18 protein-coding genes are annotated in these 19405 nt (G+C 73.1%); 8 read left to right on the forward strand and 10 right to left on the reverse strand.

The genetic code is table 11. The features are described from left to right. Window positions 1-194 precede the first annotated feature (194 nt). The 3 genes from AC24HA_RS15620 to AC24HA_RS15630 all read right to left on the reverse strand — a co-directional run bounded on the left by AC24HA_RS15620 (window position 195) and on the right by AC24HA_RS15630 (window position 3224). Window positions 195-806 (reverse strand): O-methyltransferase, encoded by a 612-nt coding sequence (locus AC24HA_RS15620; protein ID WP_425707680.1) that lies wholly within the window; start codon window positions 804-806, stop codon window positions 195-197. 317 nt (window positions 807-1123) lie between these two features. After that, the gene (locus tag AC24HA_RS15625; RefSeq protein WP_425707679.1) at window positions 1124-2116 is read right to left on the reverse strand and encodes a siderophore-interacting protein; all 993 of its coding nucleotides are present in this window, start codon (window positions 2114-2116) and stop codon (window positions 1124-1126) included. Window positions 2117-2168: 52 nt separating this feature from the next. Beyond that, entirely contained in the window at window positions 2169-3224 is a 1056-nt protein-coding gene (locus AC24HA_RS15630) for an iron-siderophore ABC transporter substrate-binding protein (RefSeq protein ID WP_425707678.1), read from the reverse strand. A gap of 97 nt (window positions 3225-3321) precedes the next feature. Between AC24HA_RS15630 and AC24HA_RS15635 the strand changes: the two genes are divergently transcribed. The 7 genes from AC24HA_RS15635 (at window position 3322) to AC24HA_RS15665 (ending at window position 11076) form a co-directional block, all read left to right on the forward strand. Further along, complete coding sequence (locus AC24HA_RS15635) at window positions 3322-4506, forward strand: FecCD family ABC transporter permease (protein ID WP_425707677.1); 1185 nt, start codon at window positions 3322-3324, stop codon at window positions 4504-4506. Beyond that, window positions 4503-5585, forward strand: a complete 1083-nt coding sequence (locus AC24HA_RS15640; protein ID WP_425707676.1) for a FecCD family ABC transporter permease — start codon at window positions 4503-4505, stop codon at window positions 5583-5585. Before AC24HA_RS15635 ends, AC24HA_RS15640 begins: the two co-directional genes overlap by 4 nt. A 58-nt stretch (window positions 5586-5643) precedes the next feature. Next, entirely contained in the window at window positions 5644-6411 is a 768-nt protein-coding gene (locus AC24HA_RS15645; protein WP_425707675.1) for a GntR family transcriptional regulator, read from the forward strand. Then, window positions 6408-7433 (forward strand): ADP-ribosylglycohydrolase family protein, encoded by a 1026-nt coding sequence (locus AC24HA_RS15650; RefSeq protein ID WP_425707674.1) that lies wholly within the window; start codon window positions 6408-6410, stop codon window positions 7431-7433. The genes AC24HA_RS15645 and AC24HA_RS15650 overlap by 4 nt, the downstream gene beginning before the upstream one ends. Window positions 7434-7559: 126 nt before the next feature. Then, entirely contained in the window at window positions 7560-9050 is a 1491-nt protein-coding gene (locus AC24HA_RS15655) for a purine-cytosine permease family protein (protein WP_425707673.1), read from the forward strand. Beyond that, window positions 9047-10102 carry a PfkB family carbohydrate kinase gene (locus tag AC24HA_RS15660; RefSeq protein ID WP_425707672.1) on the forward strand — a complete coding sequence of 352 codons (1056 nt, stop codon included), beginning with the start codon at window positions 9047-9049 and terminating at the stop codon, window positions 10100-10102. The genes AC24HA_RS15655 and AC24HA_RS15660 overlap by 4 nt, the downstream gene beginning before the upstream one ends. Window positions 10103-10575: 473 nt before the next feature. Next, complete coding sequence (locus tag AC24HA_RS15665; protein WP_487563532.1) at window positions 10576-11076, forward strand: hypothetical protein; 501 nt, start codon at window positions 10576-10578, stop codon at window positions 11074-11076. A gap of 33 nt (window positions 11077-11109) precedes the next feature. On the opposite strand, the gene AC24HA_RS15670 is transcribed toward AC24HA_RS15665, so the two are convergent. The 6 genes from AC24HA_RS15670 to AC24HA_RS15695 form a co-directional block, all read right to left on the reverse strand. Beyond that, window positions 11110-11724 carry a histidine phosphatase family protein gene (locus AC24HA_RS15670; RefSeq protein WP_487563647.1) on the reverse strand — a complete coding sequence of 205 codons (615 nt, stop codon included), beginning with the start codon at window positions 11722-11724 and terminating at the stop codon, window positions 11110-11112. A gap of 123 nt (window positions 11725-11847) precedes the next feature. Then, a complete protein-coding gene (locus tag AC24HA_RS15675) occupies window positions 11848-12957 on the reverse strand; it encodes an adenosine deaminase family protein (RefSeq protein ID WP_425707669.1) in 1110 nt (369 codons plus the stop codon). Continuing rightward, on the reverse strand, window positions 12950-14020 hold the full coding sequence (locus AC24HA_RS15680) for an ABC transporter substrate-binding protein (RefSeq protein ID WP_425707668.1): 1071 nt from the start codon (window positions 14018-14020) through the stop codon (window positions 12950-12952). The genes AC24HA_RS15675 and AC24HA_RS15680 overlap by 8 nt, the downstream gene beginning before the upstream one ends. Window positions 14021-14122: 102 nt before the next feature. Further along, the gene (locus tag AC24HA_RS15685; protein WP_425707667.1) at window positions 14123-15139 is read right to left on the reverse strand and encodes an ABC transporter ATP-binding protein; all 1017 of its coding nucleotides are present in this window, start codon (window positions 15137-15139) and stop codon (window positions 14123-14125) included. Continuing rightward, window positions 15136-15933, reverse strand: coding sequence for an ABC transporter permease (locus tag AC24HA_RS15690; protein WP_425707666.1), 798 nt, complete (start codon window positions 15931-15933; stop codon window positions 15136-15138). The genes AC24HA_RS15685 and AC24HA_RS15690 overlap by 4 nt, the downstream gene beginning before the upstream one ends. Then, window positions 15930-16757, reverse strand: a complete 828-nt coding sequence (locus AC24HA_RS15695) for an ABC transporter permease (protein ID WP_425707665.1) — start codon at window positions 16755-16757, stop codon at window positions 15930-15932. The genes AC24HA_RS15690 and AC24HA_RS15695 overlap by 4 nt, the downstream gene beginning before the upstream one ends. A 228-nt stretch (window positions 16758-16985) precedes the next feature. Here AC24HA_RS15695 and AC24HA_RS15700 point away from each other — a divergent pair, with 228 nt between their 5' ends. Then, a complete protein-coding gene (locus AC24HA_RS15700) occupies window positions 16986-17957 on the forward strand; it encodes a LacI family DNA-binding transcriptional regulator (RefSeq protein ID WP_425707664.1) in 972 nt (323 codons plus the stop codon). A gap of 192 nt (window positions 17958-18149) precedes the next feature. Here the strand turns inward: AC24HA_RS15700 and AC24HA_RS15705 are convergent, their stop codons facing one another. After that, the gene (locus AC24HA_RS15705; RefSeq protein WP_425707663.1) at window positions 18150-19247 is read right to left on the reverse strand and encodes an alpha/beta hydrolase; all 1098 of its coding nucleotides are present in this window, start codon (window positions 19245-19247) and stop codon (window positions 18150-18152) included. Window positions 19248-19405 lie beyond the last annotated feature (158 nt).

Genomic DNA, 19405 nt, shown 5'->3' on the forward strand with positions numbered 1-19405 from the left:
CCTTGTCGAGAAGCTGACGCCGCGCACCGCTGGCTCGTCGTTGATCAGGGAGGTGTGCCTGCTCGTGCGTCGGTCGCCGGGTGGACGTCGGGGTCCCCCGCTGTCGACGGTGGCTCCTGTGCTCCCCGTCACGACGACCCCGACGCCACCGACCGTATCGAGGAAGCGTCGCCGCAGGAAGGGGCGGTGGCGCGTCAGAGTCGCAGCGCCAGCTCGCCCTTCGGCTTGTACTCCGAGCCGCTGAGCAGCGTGAGGCTCCGGTACCCGTTGCCCTCGCCCCGCACGTGGTCGATGAACGACTCGTCGAGGTTCTCGTTGTAGACGAGCGCGCCGCTGCGCAGCCTCGGCTCGAGCACGCGCAGCACCTCGAGCGAGACGTCGGGGGCCCAGCCGTCGATGAGCGCGAGGTCGACGCCGTCGGGGACGCCGGTCAGAGTCTGACGCGCATCGCCGACGAGGAACTCGACGTACTCCCCCAGTCCCGCGCGCTCGACGTTCGCGCGCGCCCGCTCCGCCTTCTCCGGCACGAGCTCGGCGGTGCGGACGGTGCCGCCGCCGGCGTCGCGCACCGCGGCCGCGAGGTAGATCGTGGCGAAGCCCAGCGACGTCGCGAACTCGACGACGTTGCTCGCCCGCCCGTGCCGCGCCAGCAGGTAGAGCTGGTCGCCCTGCTCGGGGCTGAGCGAGAAGCCGGTCTCCGTGTGGCGGTGCGGGTCGGGGTGCCAGGCGTAGTCGGCCCAGTCGATGTGCCGCTCGCGCTCGTAGAGCTCGTCGAGGACAGCCAGCACCCGCGGGTCCGTGATCATCCTGCTTCTGTGGGCGTCGCGCGGCATGGGGTCGTCCTTCGTCAGGGTCGGTCGGTGGGGGCGGTCGGTCGGAGAGGTCGATCGGAGAGGTCGATCGGAGGGGTCGATCGGAGGGGTCGATCGGTGAGTCAACCGGATAAGTGCCGAGTTAGTCGACGCGGGGAACTGCCTCAGCGGATCACCGACCGGCTCGGCGACAACGTCCCACGACGGCGCGCCCCCGCTCACTCGCCAGGCAGAAGCCCGCTCACCCGCCAGGCAGAAGTCCCCTCACTCGCCAGGGATGGTTCGGCCCCTGGCGCTGACCGGCCGGCAGGTCAGGTCTCGGAGCGGCCGCGCTTCCAGTAGCCCATGAACGACACCCGCCCGCGGTCCATGCCCAGCTCCTTGACGAGGTGGCGGCGCATCGTCGTGATGACGCCCGCCTCGCCGGCGAGCCAGGCGTACAGCCCGGCGTCGCCCGGCTCGGCGACCTCCCAGAGCTGCCCGTCAGGGTCGAGCTCGACATAACCGTCACCACCAGCGCCAGCACCGGACCCGGCACCACCACCGGCCACGCGCCGGCGGCCCCAGTCGCGCACGGCGGCGTCGAGGCGCTGACCGAGCGGCGCGCCGTCGCGGGGCAGCCAGTGCACCGCCACGTCCGACGCCGTCGTCACGTCCAGCACGTCCTCGCCGGAGGGCACCTCGAGGTACGCCTCGCCGCGGAACCCCGCGGGCAGCGCCTCGAGGATCGCGCAGATCGCGGGGACCGCGGTCTCGTCGCCGGCGAGCAGCACGTCGCGCGCGGCGCCGGGGCTCCACTCGATGCCGCCGCTGCTCGCCAACGCGCGACGGTCGGGACCGATGACGACGAGGTCGTCCCCCTCCCGCGCCCCGGCGGCCCACGCGGCAGCGGGGCCCGAGGTGCCGTCGTCGTCGACGTGGAGGACGAAGTCGACGTCGATCTCCCGCCGGTCCGTGCGGATCGCGCGGATCGTGTAGGTGCGGATGGGGTTGCGCTCGTCGTCGTCGAGCTGCCGCCACGCGGTGTACCACTCCATCATCGATGCCGGCGGGTCGGCGAACAGCCCGAGCTCGGGGAACGTCCCGTCGGCCCTCGGCAGGAACGCCTTGATCCGCTGGTCCCAGGCCGGCGGGGAGACAGCCGCCGCCTCGGGCGTGGCCGCCGTCCCCTGCGGGCCGACGTGCTCCAGCTCGTCGGCGGTCAGCGTCACGCGCACGAAGCTCGGCGAGAGCCGCCGCCGGCGCGCCACCGTGGTCCGGAAGGCACGCGTGGGGACGACGTCGGCACCCCCCGTCCCGGTCACGTTCGCCGACCGTCCCGACGCCCCACGCACCCTCGCCTCACGCACAGACGCCTCACTCACCGAGCGCCTCCTCGATGAGCGGCTCGAGCTGCTCGAGCGCGTGGAGGCGGGCGACGGGCGTGGCGAGGGCGAAGGCGTCGGAGACCTCGTCGTCGATGACGATCGAGCGGCCGTCCTCGACCGCGGGGATGGCGAGCCAGCCGGCGTCGTCGGTGATCTCGGTCGGGTCGATCCAGATGGGGGTGGCCATGACGAGGTCGGCGTCGAGGACGGGGAGCTGCTCGTCGGACAGCGAGACGCTCCAGCTGCCCTCATCGGCGAGCTCCTCGACCTCGGGGTTGGGCACGAACCCGAGCTCGGTCATGAACTCGACGCGGCTGCCGGCGGCGGTGTAGGCACCCCAGCCCTCGGAGGTCCGCGACCCCACGGTCACCGTCTGCCCCTCCCAGCCGGGGTGCGCCTCCGCGACCTCGGCGAACGCTGCGTCCTGCTCGGCGAGGATGTCCTCGACCTGGTCGCCCTCCCCCAGTGCGGTGGCGATCATCTCGAGCTGCTCGGCGCCGGCGGTGAGGTAGTCGCCCCCGCCGGGGGCGACGCCGACGGTCGTGGCGATGTCGCTGAGCCGGTCGTAGCGCTCCTGGTCGCCGCTGGAGTGGACGTCGAGGATGAGGTCCGGCTCGAGCGCGCCGATCGCCTCGTACGACAGCTCCATCGTGCCGAACATCTCGGGCGGCTCGTCGTAGGCGCCCTCCATCCACGGGCCCACGCCGGTCGGGTCGTCGAAGCCGATCCAGTCGGAGGCGCCCACGGGCTGCACGCCGAGCTGGAGCGCGACCTCGGCGTCGCCCCAGCCCAGCGCCACGACGCGCTCGGGGCGCTCCTCGATCGTCACCTCGCCGAACTCGGTCTCGACCGTCGCGGGGAACGCCTCGCGCGAGTCGGCCGAGCCGTCGGACCCAGCCTCGGACGCGCCGCCGCCCGCGGAGCCACCACCGGAGTCGTCGGCTGTACCGTCGTCGTCGCCGCACGCCGTCAGGGTGAGAGCGAGGGCCGCGGCCAGCGCGAGGCCGAACGTGCGGGCGCGACGCACGGGGCGGGTACGGAACATCGGTGTCTCCTTGTCGACCTGGACTGCGGGCCACAACGACCCGGCACCACACTAAGGTGAGGCTCACCTAAGGCACAAAGGATGGGGCACGGTCACGATGGGACACTCGTCACGGCGCGACGCCGTCACGCCCACCGGTGGCGCCACCCGTCCGACCGCCGATGGCTCCACCCGTCCCGCCCCCGACGGGACGCCCCCGGTTCCCGAGGCCTCCTACACCCGTCCGGCCGACGCCGTCGCGCCCCTCGTCCCCGGCGACGTCGCCCCCCGCCCCGGCGGGTCGGCCACGCGGGTCCGGGTGGTGGCGCTCCTCGTCGCGCTCGCGCTGCTGCTCGTGCTCGGCGTGCTGAGCATCGTCGTCGGCAGCAGCCACGTCCCGCTGCCCACGGTGCTCGCGGCCCTCACGGGCGGCGACGTCTCGGCGGCAGACCAGCACGCCGTCACCGGCCTGCGGCTCCCGCGCACGCTCGCGGCCGCCGCCGTCGGGGCCGCTCTCGCCGTGGCCGGAGCGCTCATGCAGGCGCTCACCCGCAACCCGCTGGCGGAGCCCGGCCTGCTGGGGGTGTCGGCGGGGTCGAGCTTCGCGGTCGCGATGGGGATCTCGCTGCTCGGCCTGTCCGACCCCAGCTCCTACGTGTGGTTCGCGCTGCTGGGCGCGCTGCTCGCGACGGTCGCGGTCACGCTCATCAGCCGCACGGGCGGCGGGCGCGTCGACCCGGTGCGGCTCGTCCTCGCGGGCGTGGCGCTCAGCGCGGTGCTCTCCGGGATCCTCGGCGCGCTGCGCCTGTCCGACCCGCGCACGTTCAACGCCCTCCAGGTCTGGGAGGCGGGCATCCTGTCGGGGCGGGGGCTCGACGTCGTCGGCTCGGTGGCTCCCCTCCTGCTCCCGGGTCTCGTCCTCGCGCTCCTGCTCGGCAAGGCGCTCAACGGGGTGGCGATGGGCGACGACGTCGCCGCCTCCCTCGGCGTGTCCCTCGCTCGGACGAGGGCGCTCAGCGTCCTCGCGATCACGGTCCTCGCGGGCGGCGCGACGGCGATCGCCGGACCCATCGCCTTCATCGGCCTCATGGTCCCGCACGCCGCGCGGCGGTTCGCGGGGGCCGACCAGCGCTGGGTGCTCGCGCTGTCCCTCGTGCTCGGCCCGGTCCTCATGATCGGCGCGGACATCCTCGCCCGCCTCGTCGTGTGGCCGGGCGAGATGCCGGTGGGACTGGTCAGCGCGCTCGTCGGCGCGCCGGTCCTCGTCGCCCTCGCCCGACGGCGAAAGGCGCTGTCCCTGTGAGCGCAGACCCGACGACGAACGACGGCGGCGCAGCGGCCCGCCCCGGTGGCGTCGCGACCACCCAGCTCGCACCGGGCGGAGGGCGGGTGACGCGGAGGCGTCGTCGTCGTCCGGTCGTGGTGGGGTTCGCGCTCGCAGCGGCCCTCCTCGCGCTCACCGTGGTGGCGCTCGGCGTGGGTGACCTCCCCCTGACGCCGGTGGAGGTGCTGCGCGCGGCGACGGGGCAGGAAGGGTTCGCGTCGACCGTGGTGCTCGAGTGGCGGCTGCCGCGGGTGTCGGCGGCGCTGGTGTTCGGGGCCGCACTGGCCGTGGCCGGCGCGCTGTTCCAGACGCTCACGCGCAACCCGCTCGGCTCGCCGGACATCATCGGTTTCTCCACCGGCGCGTACACGGGCGTACTCGTGGCGACGGTCGCGGTGGGCGGCGGACTCGTCGGGGCCACGGGCGGGGCGCTCCTCGGCGGGCTCGGCACGGGGGTGCTCGTGTACCTGCTCGCGTGGCGCGGCGGCGTGCAGGGGTTCCGGCTCATCATCGTGGGGATCGCCGTGACGGCCGCGCTGCACGCCGTCAACTCGTGGATCCTCCTGCGCGCCGAGACCGAGCAGGCGATGACGGCGGCGATCTGGGGGTCGGGGTCGCTGAGCCTGGCGAGCTGGTCAGACGTCGTGCCGGCCGTCTCGGTCGTGCTCGCCGCGCTGCCGCTGCTCCTGCTGTCCGTGCGGCCGATGCGGCAGCTCGAGCTCGGCGACGACGTGGCCGCCTCCCACGGCGTGCACGTCGAGCGGACGCGGCTGCTCGTGCTCGGGGTGGGCGTGCTGCTCACCGCGCTCGTCACCGCGACGACCGGGCCGATCGCGTTCGTGGCCCTGTCCGCGCCGCAGATCGCGCGTCGGCTGGCCCGCAGCCCGGGCATCCCGCTCGTGCACTCCGCGCTGACCGGGGCGTTCGTGCTGCTCGGCGCCGACCTGCTGGCGCAGCACACGCTCGCGCAGCCGGTACCCGTGGGCACCGTGACGGTGGTGCTCGGCGGGGCGTACCTGGCGTGGCTGCTGGCGGCGGAGCCGCGGAAGGGGCGGTGAGCGTTCGGTCGCGGCACGGCCTTGACAGGCGAAGTGAACAGGTATGAACATGTGCAGCATGTCCGGTCCCCCGGCTGCGATGACGCAGCGCGAGCGCATCGTCGCCGCCCTGTCCGCGCGCATCAGCGCCGGCGCGCTGCGTGCCGGCGAGCGCCTCGACAGCGAGTCAGGAATCGCCGCGGAGTTCGGCGTCTCGCGCGGCACCGTCCGCGGCGCCCTGGCCGAGCTGCAGCGCCGCGACCTCATCGCCACCCGCGCGGGGCTCGGCTCGTTCGTCACCTTCGACGGCAGCCCGCTGGATCCGGACGTCGGCTGGGCGCGCGCCCTGACAGACGCGGGCGCCGCCGTCACCACCGAGATCCTCGGCATCACGCTCGTCCCCGCGGCCAGCGCCACGCCCCCACCCGGCCCCGCGCACCCGACAGCCGCCCCGGCACACGCCGTGCCGCCCGAGCTCGCCGGCCGCGACGTCGTCGTCCTTGCCCGACGACGCCTCCTGGACGGCCGCCCGATCTCCTACGAGCGCGCCGTCGTGCCCGCCACCGGCCCGCTGCGCGACCTCCCGACCACCGGCCTCGTCGACGACTCCCTCACGGCCACGCTCCGCAGCGCGGGCCTCGTCGCGCACCACGGCACGCAGGACGCGCGGGTCGTGCCCACGTCCGGCGACGTCGCCGCGCACCTCGAGCACGCCCCCGGCACCGTCGTGCTGCGCACGACGCGGCTGTCCTACTCGGCCGACGGCAGCGTCGTCGAGCACGTCGAGTCCTTCCTCGACCCGGCGCACTTCAGCCTCCACCTCACGTTCGGAGACACCCCCGCATGACCACCCTGCACGACCGCGCTCTCGGCGCCCTCACCGGCCTCGCGCTCGGCGACGCGCTCGGCATGCCCACGCAGTCGATGTCCCGCGAGCGGATCGCCCGCGAGCTGGGGCCGATCACCGGCCTCGTCGACGGCCCGGCCGACCAGCCGATCGCCCCGGGCATGCCGGCGGGCTCGGTCACGGACGACACCGAGCAGGCCCTCCTCGTCGCCCGGCTGCTCGTCGACGGTGACGGCCAGGTGGCGGCCCGAGCCTTCGCCGACGCGCTCATGGCCTGGGAGGGACGGATGCGCGCGAAGGGCTCGCTCGACCTCCTCGGCCCCTCCACCTCCGCGGCCATCACGACGATCGCCGACGGCGGAGACCCGTCCGAGACCGGCTCCGGCGGGACGACGAACGGCGCGGCGATGCGGGTGACACCGGTGGCCGTGGCGGTGCCGTCCGCGGACCCCGACGCCCTGCTCCGCGCCGTCCACGACCTCAGCTTCGTCACGCACAACACGGGGCTCGGCCTGTCCGGAGCGGCCGCCGTCGCGGGGGCGGTCTCCGCCGCGGTCGACGGCGCCGCACCGGACGACGCGCTGATCTACGGCCTCGACCTGGCCCGCCGCGCGGAGGCGATGGGCCACTGGGTCGCGGGCGCCTCGATCCCCGACCGCGCCGGGTGGGCGCTGCGTGCCACCCACGCCATGAGCACCGCCGACCTGGCGGACTTCCTCGTGGGCGTGGTCGGCACGTCGGTGCAGTCCCAGGAGTCGGTCGTCAGCGCTCTGGTCATCGCGAACCGGTTCCGCGACGACCCCTACGGCGGCCTCTGCCTCGCCGCCACCATCGGCGGCGACACGGACACCGTGGCGGCGATGGCCGGCGCGATCCTCGGCGCCACCCACGGGCCCGCCGGCTTCCCCGCCGACGACGTCGCCACCGTCTCGTCCGTCTCCGACCTCGACCTCGCCGGCGTCACGGACGAGCTGCTCGCACTGCGCCGGTCGCACGCCCCCGCGGCACCGGACCCCGCCTGACGCACCGGGCACCGCCCGACCAACCCGAACGACTCCGAACTACCCGAACAACCCGGAACCGACGATCCGCCGGCGCGTACCGGCGCCCACCCGTCCTTCCCCGGACCATCCAACGAAGGGTGCACGATGTCCCCGAACCACGACGCCTCACCGACCGCGGCCGAGCAGGCCCAGGACGTGATCCTGTCGAAGTACGAGCAGCGCGGCATCGAGCCGGTGCCGGTCGAGGAGCAGCAGGGCAACCCGCTCGACCTGTTCTGGGTGTGGTTCGCCGCCAACCTGTCGATCCTCGGCATCCCGCTCGGCGTCACGCTCGTGGCGCTGGGCATGAACATCTGGCAGGCCCTGATCGCCGCCGTGCTCGGCGCGTTCGGCTCTTTCGCGATCGTCGGCGTCATCTCGATCGCGGGCCGCCGCGGCGGCGCACCGAGCCTCACCCTGTCCCGGGCGATCTTCGGCGTGCGCGGCAACATCGGCCCGACGATCGTCTCGCTGGCCTCGCGGCTCGGCTGGGAGACCGTCAACACCACGACCGGTGCGTTCGCGCTGCTCTCGCTGTCCACCCTGGTGCTCGGCACGAACCCGGACGCCAAGGAGAGCCCGGTCCTCGCCCTGGTCTGCATCGCGATCTTCGTCGTCTGCACCGTCGCGGTGTCCGGCATGGGCCACGCCTTCCTCGTCGCCGTGCAGAAGTGGGCCACGTGGATCTTCGGGGCGCTCAACATCTTCGTCGCCGCCTACCTGGTGACCACCGTGGACTGGGACCTCGTCCTGTCGGCCCCGGCGGGGCCGGCCTCCGCCGTGATCATCGGCGTCGGCACGATCGCGGCCGGCACCGGCATCGGCTGGGCGAATGCCGGCGCGGACATGGCCCGCTACCAGTCGCCCCGCGTGCGGGCCGGGTCGCTCATCGCCTCGGCGTCCGCCGGGGCCGGCATACCGCTGGTCATCATCATCGGTCTCGGCGCGATCCTCGGCGCCGGCGACTCCGGGCTCGCGAGCGCCGGCGACCCGGTGGCGGCGGTCCGCTCGGTCCTGCCGGCCTGGGTGGCGATCCCCTACCTCGTCACCGCGTTCGGCGGCCTGCTGCTGTCGAACCACCTGTCCGTCTACTCGGCGGGCCTCACCACGCTCACCCTGGGCATCCGGATCAAGCGGGTCAACGCCGTCATCCTCGACGTCGTCGTCACCACGATCGGCGCCATCTACTTCATGCTCGTCTCGGAGAGCTTCTACGGCCCGTTCATCACGTTCATCTCGCTGCTCGCGGTGCCGATCACGGCGTGGGTGGGCGTGTTCGTCGTCGACATGATCGGGCGCCGCACCTATCACTCCGACTCCCTCATGGACCTCACCCGCGCCTCGGGCTACTGGTATCGCGCAGGGTTCGAGTGGCGCTCGACGCTCGCGTGGGCGGTGGCGATCGTCGTCGGTTTCCTCTTCACAACCGCGCGGGTCAGCTCCGACGAGGTGTGGTTCACCGGTGCGCTCGCCGAGACCTGGATTGGCTCCAACGGTCTCGCGTGGGTCGCCACGTTCGTCATCTCGGCCGGGCTCTACGCCGCGCTCGGCGGTGCCCGCGCCGGCCGCCGCGACCCGTCCGTGGCCGCGCGATGACGGCCCGCGTCGGGGGTGCAGCCGAGGTGCCCGGCCGTCCGGCCCGGGTGATCCACACGGGGCAGGCGATCGTCGACGTCGTCATGCAGGTCGGCGCCGTGCCGCGCCCGGGCGAGGACGTGTTCGCGCGGGAGCACGCGATGCTCGTCGGCGGCGGCTTCAACGTCATGGCCGCCGCCCGCCGCGAGGGCGCCGACGTGCTCTACGCCGGCGGTCACGGCACCGGCCCGTTCGGCGATCAGGTGCGACGCGCACTCGCAGGCGAGGGGGTCGAGCTGCTCCTGGACGCGCACCCGTCGGTGGACTCAGGGTTCTGCGTGGCGATGGTCGACGACGACGCCGAGCGCACCTTCGTCTCCACCCTCGGCGCGGAGGGACACGTCGCGGTGGACGCACTCGACGGCGTACCGGTGGGGCCGGGCGACGTCGTCTACGTCAGCGGCTACTCGCTCCTGCACCCCGACAACGCCGCGATGCTTGCCCGGGCGCTGCCGAGAATGGCGGAGGCGGCGCAGGTCGTCGTCGACGCCTCGCCGGTCATCGGTGAGGTGGCGGGCGAGGCGCTGGCGGCGGCGCGCGGCGCGGCGACGCTGTGGTCGGTCAACGAGCGCGAGGCCGGCATCCTCGCGGGGCGGGTGCTCCGTGAGCGGGACGGCGCGGGAGAGCGGAATCCTGCGGATGTGCCCGAGGACGCTGCGGGCGCCGGTGCGGCGGGCACTGACGTGGCGAGCGTCGGTGCGGACGAGCTCGCCGCCGCCCTGAGCCGGGAGCTCGAGGCGGTGGTACTCGTGCGCGTCGGGGCGGGCGGCTGCTGGGTCGCCCGGCCGGGCGAGGCTGCGGTACACGTGCCGGGCATCGACGTCGAGGCGGTGGACACCAACGGTGCCGGTGACGCCCACACCGGCGTGCTGTGCGCGGACCTCGCCGCCGGCGTGCCGCTCGCGGAGGCGGTGCGGCGGGCCAACGTCGCGGCCGGCATCGCGGTCACCCGCCGCGGCCCGGCGACGTCGCCGACGGCCGAGGAGATCGACCAGTTGCTGACCCGCGACTGACCGCCTGGCCCACTCCCCTGCCCGCTGCTCGCGTCGGGAGCATGGGTGGTGTCTCGAGAACATGCCCCGGGTCCATCGTCTCGAGACACCACCCATCGTCTCGAAGAACGTGTAACCGGCTGGTCGCCGGAGGACGGGCGTGCGCCTCGGCATCGGGACCTTCGCCGGCCACCGGTCCGACGAATATCGCTTGCTCGACGCCGCCGTCGCAGTCACGCTCGGCATCGTCCTGGGGCTCCTCGTCGACGGCCTCGTGAGCAGGGGTCGACGACGTGCCGAATCGACCGAGGCGGAGCACCTCGCGCTCCGCACCGCTGAGCATCCGGTCCGCGACGGCCGCACGGCTCAGCCGCTCCCACCGCACAGCCGACCACGACATCCCGACCTGAGAGGCAGCCATGTTCTCGCCCGCACGACGCGCTTCGACCCGCCCCGCCGACACGACGCGCCCCGCCTCGGCGTGGACGTCGTTGGTGGGCCCGCTGGGCCGCGGCGAGTCGGCCGCAGTACTGGGCGTGGCGACCGCCTCGGCCCTCGCCGTCGGCGTTCGGACCGCACGACGATCGGGCTGGCTGCGCGGCTCGCTCGTCGGCGCCGTCGCCTTCGACCTCGTCGGTGGGCTCGTCGCGTTCCAGCTCCCGGCCACCCGCGAGCGCTACTCGATGAAGGCCATGCGCTCGCGCCTCACCTTCGCCCTGGTCCACGTCCAGCCGTTCGCGCTGCCGCTGCTGGGCGAAGGATCCTGGAGGCGTGCGGGACTGCGCTGCTCGACCGCCGTCGCGAGCACCGTCGCGCTGGAGCGCCTCGCTCCCCGCTCACCCGGCCGCCGCCTGATCGCCAACGGCGTCGCCGCCGCCCTGAGCCTGGTGGACCTCGCGACCGACAGCTCGCGGCAACGCTGGTTCGGACCAGTGTTCACGATGAAGGTGGTCGGTGGCCACGGCGGCATCCCGGCCGCGCCGGTCGGGAGCTGAGAACCGGAGCGCGCGAGTCCGGCGCAGGCCACCTCAGACGCTGCTGAGCGTGACCACCTCACGGCTGCGGAAACGGGGGTGCTCGCGCAGGTGGGTGAGTCCCCCGCTGGTCGCCCGGAACGCGACGTGCCCGGCGGCGTCGAGCGGCATCTTGATCCACGCGGCGATCACGTAGGTGAGCGCCGCGCCGTGGGTGACGATTACCTGGTGCTCGCAGTCGCGGGCGGTGACCTGGTCCATCGCCCGGTAGACGCGGCCGGCGACGTCGATCGTGCGCTCGGCGCCGGCCACCCCGTGGTCGTGGGTCATCCGGTCGCCCATCGCCGGCGCGGGCACGTACCGCTCGTCGAGCCATGCCTGCGGGCGCCCCTCGCCCTCCCCGTAGGAGCGCTCGCGCAGGTCGGCCGTGAGGACCGGCTCGACGCCGAGAGCCGCACCGATGACCTGCGCCGTCTGCGCGGTGCGGCGCAGGTCGGAGCTGATGACCTCCGCCGTCGCGCCCTCGGGGACGAGCCCGCGAACCCTGGTCGCGAGCGCCCGCGAGGCCGCCAGGCCGCGTTCCGTCAGCTCGGAGTCGTACCAGCCGCCGACCAGGCGGTCGACGTGATGCGTGGCCTCGGGGTGGGTGACGACGTAGAGGTTGCGCACGCCCGCCACGCCACGGGAGGTCGTCCACGGGGAGTCACGCGCGGGGCGGTAGGCGCAGGTCAGCAGCACCACCGCGACGCTGGCAGTGACAGAATCCTGCTCACTCGCCAGGCAGAAAACTGCTCACTCGTCGTGAGATGACGACGGTGACACCGTCGCCCGCCACTCCGTGCGCAGCAGGTCCTTCTGCTCCTCGGGCAGCCAGCTGGCCTCGATGCCGGCGAGCGCCATGTCGGCCAGCTGCTCGAGCCCCACCCCGACCTGCTCGTGCAGGATCCGGTACTCGTCCAGCAGCGTCGTCGGGAACATCCCGGGGTCGTCCGACGCCGGGTAGACGTTGAGACCGGCGTCGATCATCGCCCGGATCGACGCCCGCCGCCACGGACGCCACGACCGACGCGAGGTCGTGGAGACCACCGTGAACCCGATCTGCTCGTCGCGCATGCGCGCCACCACGTCGTCGTCCTCGAGCACAAAGTAGCCGTGGTCGAGCCGCTCGCAGCCCAGCACGTCCAGGCAGGTCACGGCGTTGCGCGCCGACGGCACGTGCTCGGAGGTGTGGGCGGTGCGCCGCAGCCCGGCCTCACCGGCGAGCCGGTAGGCCGCCTCGAACCGCTCCGGCGGCCCGGAGTTCTCGAGGTTGTCCAGCCCGATGCCCACGAGGTACTCGTGCGGGTGGTCGACGACGGTACGGATCCACTCCAGCGCCTCCTCGCCGGTGCCGGAGCGGTCGATCGCGGCGAGCATCCGGGCGGTGATCCCCAGGTCACGCTCGGCCAGGCGGATCCCCTCGGCGTAGGCCTCGACCATCGGCCCGTGGCCGAGGGCCTCGATCTGCGGGGGCGGCATGTCGATGGAGAACTCGACGTGCCGGGTCCCGCTGAGGGTGTGCGCGTCCTCGAGCGCCTCGTAGACGATCCGGGTGAGGTCGTCCGGCTCGCGCAGCGCCTGCCGCACCCAGTCGGAGGCCTGGAACAGCGAGTACGAGGTCTCCGGCTCGTCCTCGCTCGGCCCCTGCGGCATGCGGATCCGCGTGTTCAGGTACAGCGAGGGGTCCGGCGGACGGGAGTTGATGTCGGCGAAGATCCGCTCCGGCGAGTCCGGGAGGTCCAACCCTTCGCGCCGGGCAAGATCCGCGAAGGTCGACGGCCGGATCGTCCCGAGCAGGTGGCAGTGCAGATCGACCTTCGGCAGCCTGCGCAGGAAGTCGTGAGCGTCGGTCACGTCAGCCACCGACCACCTCGCGCGCGAACCGCTCGACCCACTCGCCCCGGTTGGGCGTGATCTCGGCCGGGTCGAGCGTCGCGTAGCCGGCGGCCTCGGGGTCGTCGCCGATGTCGCCGACCACGGCGGTCAGCTCCTCCGGCAGCTCGACGTCGAGGTTGACCGGCAGGTCCCCCACGAGCTCCGCGGACGCCTGCTGGGCCTCGGCGGAGAGCAGGTAGTCGATGAACTGGTGAGCGCCGTCGAGGTTGGGCGCGCCGGTGGGGATCATCGCCCGGTTGGTGGCCATGTAGCGGCCCTCGGCGGGCGGCGTCCAGGCCACGGGCTCACCGGCGGCGACGAGGTCGGTGGCGAACCCGTTGAGGGCGGCCCCGGCGACGATCTCCCCCTGCGTGAGCAGGTTCGTCATCTCGGTGCTCGAGCCGTAGTACTGGAGGATGTTCGGCGTCCATTCGGCCATCGTCGTGAAGGCGGTGTCGACGTCGTAGGGGCCCGTGCCGTACACCTCCCCGACGCCGGAGACCGTGAGCTGCCCGGCCGTGACCGCGATGTCCGGCAGGACGAGCCGGCCACTGTTGGCCTCGTCGGCGAAGATCTCCCACTGTGCGGCCTCGTCGGCGCTCAGGGCGTCGGTGTCGTACATGATCCCGTTGAGCTGGTAGCTGTAGGCCGGGCCGGTGAACCCCTCCTCGACGGCGAACGGCGCGATCGCCTCGAGGTTCGGGACGTCGTCCGCCGAGACCTCCTGGAAGAGCTCGTCCTCCTGCGCGATGGCGGCGTAGGTGTCGGAGATGAGCATGACGTCGATGCCGGAGTCGCCCTGGTCGAGCTGGAGCTGGGAGAGGCGGTCGGCGTTGGACCCGGTGTCGATCTCCACCTCGATGCCGGTGGCCTCGGTGAACGGGTCGATCACCGCCTCGGTGAACGGCTCGACATTGAACGGGAACGTGCTGACGACGATGCTGTTCTCGTCGGCCGCCTCGTCGCCGCCTCCGCAGGCGGTGAGCCCGGCCGCGGCAAGGGTGGTGACGGTCGCGGCTCCGAGGAGTCGGCGCGCTGGGAGGGTCCGCATGTCAGGGGTCCTTTCGGGTGCCACGGGAACGGGCGGGTGGCTCGGGTCTTTCGGCGTCGGGCAGGGGGTGGGTGTCGTGCGGCGTCGGGCGGGCGAGAGGTGTCAGGCGGCCTCGGCCGCGATCGGGACCACGTGGTGCTCGGGCACGAGCACGCGCACGGGATCGCCCGTGGCGAACTGCGGTGCCGTCGAGGCGCGCAGGTCGGCGGTGACCTCGACGCGTTCCCCGGCCGGGTCGGTCGCCGCCACCGTGACGAGGACGTCGACGCCGCGGTAGGCCACGTCGAGGACGGTGCCGGACAGCTCGAGCCCGGTCGGCGCGCCGGCCGACCCGGCCGACTCGGTGACCAGCTGGAGGTGCTCGGGTCGGACGGTGAGAAGTTCGCCGTCGGGGGCGTGGAGGAAGTTTTCGTAGCCGAGGAACTCGGCGACGAACCGGTTGGCGGGCGCCGGGAAGACCTCCTGGGGCGCGCCCTGCTGCTGGATCCGGCCGTCCTTCATGAGGACCATCTCGTCGCTCATCTCCAGGGCCTCGTCCTGGTCGTGCGTCACGAGCACCACGGTGAGGCCGGTCTCGGCCTGGATCCGCCGGATCTCGGCGCGCATCTGGATGCGCAGGCGGGCGTCGAGGTTGGACAGCGGCTCGTCGAGCAGGAGCAGCTCGGGGCCGATGGTGATGGCGCGAGCGAGCGCCACGCGCTGCTGCTGGCCGCCGGAGAGCTTCTTGGGCTTCTGCCCGGCCAGGTGCGCGAGACCGACGAGCTCGAGGGACTCCGCCACGCGGCGGGCCCGCTCGGCCTTCCCCACGCGGCGGACCTTGAGGCCGTAGGCCACGTTGTCGGCCACCGTCATGTGCGGGAAGAGCGCGTAGGACTGGAACACCATGCCGAGGTTGCGCTTCTCGGGCGGCGTACGCGTCGCGTCCTTCCCGCCGATGAGGATCGTCCCCGAGGTGGGCGCGAGGTAGCCGGCGAGCATGCGCAGGCTGGTGGTCTTGCCGCAGCCGCTCGGGCCGAGCAGGGTCGTCAGTCTCCCCTCGGGGATGGTGAGGTCGATGGCGTCGACGGCGGTGAAGTCGCCGAAGACCTGGCTCACGCCGATGAGCTGTGCGGCGGTCATCCGTTGATCCCTCCGAACACCTTGGCGAACCCGAGGGTGCGCTCGGTGATGATGGCGATCAGCACGGTGCCGGCAAGGATGAGCACGGAGATCGCGGCGATGATGGGCGTGTAGTTCTGCTGGACGTAATCGAGCATGACGACGGGCAGGGTGCGGAAGTCGCGGCTCTGCAGCAGCAGGGACAGCGGCACGTTGTTGAACGAGGCGATGAAGCTGAGCAGGGCGGCCGAGATGATGCCCGGCCGCAGGAGCGGCAGCGTGACGGTGAAGAAGGTGCGCACGGGCCCCGCGCCGAGCCCGCGGGCGGCCTCCTCGGCGGCCGGGTCGATGAGGGCCAGCGACGCGCCCGTCACGCGCACGGCGTAGGGGAACATCAGCACCGTGTGGCCGAACAGGAGGGTCTCGAAGTTGCCGAGCCCGAGGCCGATCATCAGCTGCTGGTAGAGCGCGAGGCCGACCACCAGCTCCGGGACGATGAGCGGGGAGAGGAACAGGCCCTCCACCAGGCCCTTGCCGGGCAGGCGGCCGCGGTGGATGGCGAGCGTGACCGGCACGCCCAGGGCGAGCGCGATGAGGGTGGCGAGCAGCGCGAGCTGGAGGCTGGACACGAGCGAGGTCATGAACGGCGCGTACGTCACCGCCTCCTCGAACCAGCGCAGCGACCAGCCCTCGGGCGGGAACCGGAGCGTGCTGCCGGAGCTGAACGCCGTGACGACGACGAACAGGATCGGCACGATCATCACGATGTAGCCGAGGACCGCGAGGGCCGCGGCGACGGGGCGTCGGGTGTTCATGAGGTCGCTCCCCTGCGGCCGATGACGGCCGAGATGCCCGAGATCGCGAACACGAGGATCGTCATGATGAGGGCGGTGGCGCTGGCGGCGGCCCAGTCGATCGTCGTGCTGGCGTAGGTGTAGAGCTGCGTGGCGAGGACGCGCTCGCGCGAGCCGCCCAGGAGGTAGGGGGTGGTGTAGGCGGTGATCGAGCCGGCGAACACGAGGACCGAGGCGACGACGACGCCCGGCAGGGACAGCGGCAGCACCACGGTCCAGAACGTGCGGATCCTGCCGGCGCCCAGGCCGCGGGCAGCGTCGTCGAGCCCTGGGTCGACCTGCGCGACCGCGGAGTAGGAGGCGACGACGGCGAGCGGCAGGAACAGCTGGGTGAGGCCGAGGACGATCGCCAGCGGCGTGTAGAGAAGCTGGGGCGCCTCGTCGACGAGGCCGAGGCGGAGCAGGAGCTGCGGGATCGCGCCCTGCGAGCCGAGGACCACGAGCCAGCCGAAGGTGCGGACCACGGAGCTGAGCAGGAGCGGGAAGATCGCCAGCGCGAGCAGCACGCCGGCCCAGCGGGAGGTCGACCGGGCGAGCAGGTAGGCGATCGGGAAGCCGAGCAGGATGCACAGGATCGTCGTGATGAGGCCGAGCCCGAGGGTGCGACCGATGATCGCGAGGTCGTAGGGGTCGGTGAGCATCTGCCCGAGCCGGGCCAGGACCTCGCCGGTGGTGACGTCCGGCGGCGCGAGCAGCATCGCGACGGCCGGGACGAGGAAGCCGACGAGCAGGACGGCCAGGCCCGGCAGGAGCAGGAGGGCGGTCGAGGCACGCGTGTGGCGCATCGGTGGTCCCTCCCTCGTGCGGTGCGTCGGCGGTGCCGGTCCCGGTGTGGTGCCGTGGTGCGGTCGATGTTCGGGCGTGCGTGCTGACCGTCCGACCGGATTGACCACAACCGGTTCCACAACCGGTTACGGTGGGAGAGTACAGACCGATCCGGTCCCTGTCGACGCCGAGAGGCTTCCGCTCGCCGTCGGGAGGCAAGAATGACCGGAGGACAGAAAGGGGCGCCGGTGGCCACGCTCAACGATGTCGCGGCCCGTGCACGGGTGTCGAAGGCGACGGCGTCACGGGCGCTCAACCGGCCCGACCTCGTGGCACCGGCGACCGTCGAGCGGGTGCAGGCGGCGGCCGCCGAGCTCCGCTTCGTGCCCAACCGCGGGGCGCAGCTGCTCGCGCGCGGGCGGACCGGGATCGTGCCCCTGCTGGTCCCGACCCTGCACAACGCCTTCTTCACGCCGATCATCGCCGGTGCGCACGCGCGGGCCGAGGCCGCCGACCTGCACCTGACGGTGGCGGTGCACCCGATGGAGGACGAGGACGAACGCGCCCGCTTCGAGCAGCTGGCCGCGCAGGTCGACGGCATGATCGTCGTGGCGCCGCGCGGCGCGGACGACCTCGTGCGGCGGGCGTGCGCGCTCAAGCCGAGCGTGCTGGTGGACCGGGAGATCGACGGGATCCCGTCGGTGGCGGCGGACACGGCGGCGGCCTTCGCGGCCCTGGTGCGGCGGCTCGCGGCGGGCGGGCACCGGCGGATCGCCTTCCTCAACGGGCCCGAGCTGTCGTGGCAGAACGTCCAGCGCACGAAGGCGGTGGCCGCCGCTGCCCGGGCCGTTGGCGTGGAGGTCGAGGTGCTCGGCCCCTCCCCCGCGACGTTCGCCGCCGGATCCGCGCTGGCCGGGGCGGTCGCGGAATCGGGTGCGAGCGTGTCGATCCCCTATGCCTCTGACCTGGGGCTGGGCGTGCTGTTCGAGCTCATCGCCCGTGGTCAGGCGCGGTTCGGGCAGGGCACGGCGCCGGACGGTGCCGTCGAGGTGGTCGGGGTCCCCGGCGCGACGGCGGTGGACGTCGACGGCGAGGCCCTGGGTGCGGCGGCGATGGACCAGCTCCTGCCCCTGCTCGGCGGTGAGGCCCCCGTGTCACCGACGCGGCGGCTCGAGGTGCCGCTGGCCGAGCAGTGGACGGGGCCGCGCGGGCGGGCGTGAGCGCGTCAGTGTGGGTGGCGGAGGGGCCCGGGTGACAGGAGCGGGGCGCCCCGCTCCCCCGCCCACCTGGCCTCTCGTACTCATCGCGCCGAGACCATGGGTGGTGCGTCGAGGCCATGGCTAGCGCCCATGCTCTCGAGACACGACCCATGCTCTCGACGAAGGAACTGCGATGATCACCCGGGGACGCGCCTAGCCACCACCGATCTGTGCACGCGTGAAGAAGCACTCGGCGCTCCGGTTGATGATCCGGTGCGCACACCGAGCGCCGATGGGACCTGACAGCCCGACCCAGCGGGCCCAGGGGAACCAGTGGGGCGCGTCGGTGAAGTCGATGTGGAACATGCCGGGGATGCTGACGAGCCGCCCGGTGCCCGGCGATTGACGTGCGAGCGCCGCTCTCATCGACCCCAGGGTCTTCTCGATGACCTCTTCCGGCCAACCACCCGCCCGTCGACGCTCACGGCGCATATCCTCAGCGGGCCGGGTCAGCCACAGCGCAGCGCACGGGATCCCGTCGGCAGCGACCGACGCCGGCATCGCCGCGTCCATCATCAGGCAGGCCGCGATCCGCGGGTCCGTCCGCGCTGCCGCCGCCGCGACGGTGCCGCCCAGGGAGACCCCGACGACGCCGGCCGATCCCGTGCTGCTCGTCCGGGCAAGCACCGGGTCCCGGGCGATCTCGTCGAGCACGACGCTGACGTCGACCGCCAGGTGCGCGATGACCTCGTCCTCGCCGAGCCCGTCGTAGAGATGCCCGCGCCGCCTCATCCTCACCACACGGCCGTCGGCCAGCCGGGTGCGTGCGGAGACAAAGGGCTGATCGACCCCGACGACGACGTAGCCGTGCGACGCGAGCGCCTCGGCAAGGATCGTGTGGGCGGTAACGATCACAGGGAGCTCGATCCCGCGCACGACGCGCGCAATGATGATCGCGTTCGTCCGCGATCGCGCGAGCTTGCGAAAGAGGAAGAACGGTGGCGATGTGCGGCCACCGGTCACCTCCCCCAGCGCCTGGAGGAGTGAGGCGAACACGTCGGGCGCATCGGCCAGGTAGATGCTTCGCTCCCCGCGGCTCGCCGTCGTCGGGTACCAGACCTGGGCGACGAGCTCGCGGACCTCGCCCGGTTCGGACGAGAGGATCTCGGTCCTGGTGCGATCCACCCAGTGCCGGCTCGTCGTGCCGACCCCGAACGGGCCGCCCGGCCGCGGGAAGCGCACGGGCCGGAACAGCCCGGCACCGACGACGCCGACGACCGCTGCGCCCACCATCCATGCCCTCGCGCGCATCCTGGTGAGTGTGGCAGAACCAAGGTGTGCGGATGCGGCCCCTGGCGCCAGATACACCGGCTCCGCGGGTGGCGGCCACAGACGTCGAGCGATCTCGACCGCGCGTTCACGGACGATCTCCCGTCACCCCCGCGTTGCCCGACTTCGCTAGCGTCGTC

The organism is Georgenia sp. Z1491, from assembly GCF_057652395.1.

Coding starts and splice junctions, on each gene's coding strand:
- AC24HA_RS15620 (WP_425707680.1), bottom strand. CDS start 806: ATGATCACGGACCCGCGGGTGCTGGCTGTCCTCGACGAGCTCTACGAG.
- AC24HA_RS15630 (WP_425707678.1), bottom strand. CDS start 3,224: ATGTTCCGTACCCGCCCCGTGCGTCGCGCCCGCACGTTCGGCCTCGCG.
- AC24HA_RS15635 (WP_425707677.1), top strand. CDS start 3,322: ATGGGACACTCGTCACGGCGCGACGCCGTCACGCCCACCGGTGGCGCC.
- AC24HA_RS15645 (WP_425707675.1), top strand. CDS start 5,644: ATGTCCGGTCCCCCGGCTGCGATGACGCAGCGCGAGCGCATCGTCGCC.
- AC24HA_RS15650 (WP_425707674.1), top strand. CDS start 6,408: ATGACCACCCTGCACGACCGCGCTCTCGGCGCCCTCACCGGCCTCGCG.
- AC24HA_RS15655 (WP_425707673.1), top strand. CDS start 7,560: ATGTCCCCGAACCACGACGCCTCACCGACCGCGGCCGAGCAGGCCCAG.
- AC24HA_RS15660 (WP_425707672.1), top strand. CDS start 9,047: ATGACGGCCCGCGTCGGGGGTGCAGCCGAGGTGCCCGGCCGTCCGGCC.
- AC24HA_RS15680 (WP_425707668.1), bottom strand. CDS start 14,020: ATGCGGACCCTCCCAGCGCGCCGACTCCTCGGAGCCGCGACCGTCACC.
- AC24HA_RS15685 (WP_425707667.1), bottom strand. CDS start 15,139: ATGACCGCCGCACAGCTCATCGGCGTGAGCCAGGTCTTCGGCGACTTC.
- AC24HA_RS15690 (WP_425707666.1), bottom strand. CDS start 15,933: ATGAACACCCGACGCCCCGTCGCCGCGGCCCTCGCGGTCCTCGGCTAC.
- AC24HA_RS15695 (WP_425707665.1), bottom strand. CDS start 16,757: ATGCGCCACACGCGTGCCTCGACCGCCCTCCTGCTCCTGCCGGGCCTG.
- AC24HA_RS15705 (WP_425707663.1), bottom strand. CDS start 19,247: ATGCGCGCGAGGGCATGGATGGTGGGCGCAGCGGTCGTCGGCGTCGTC.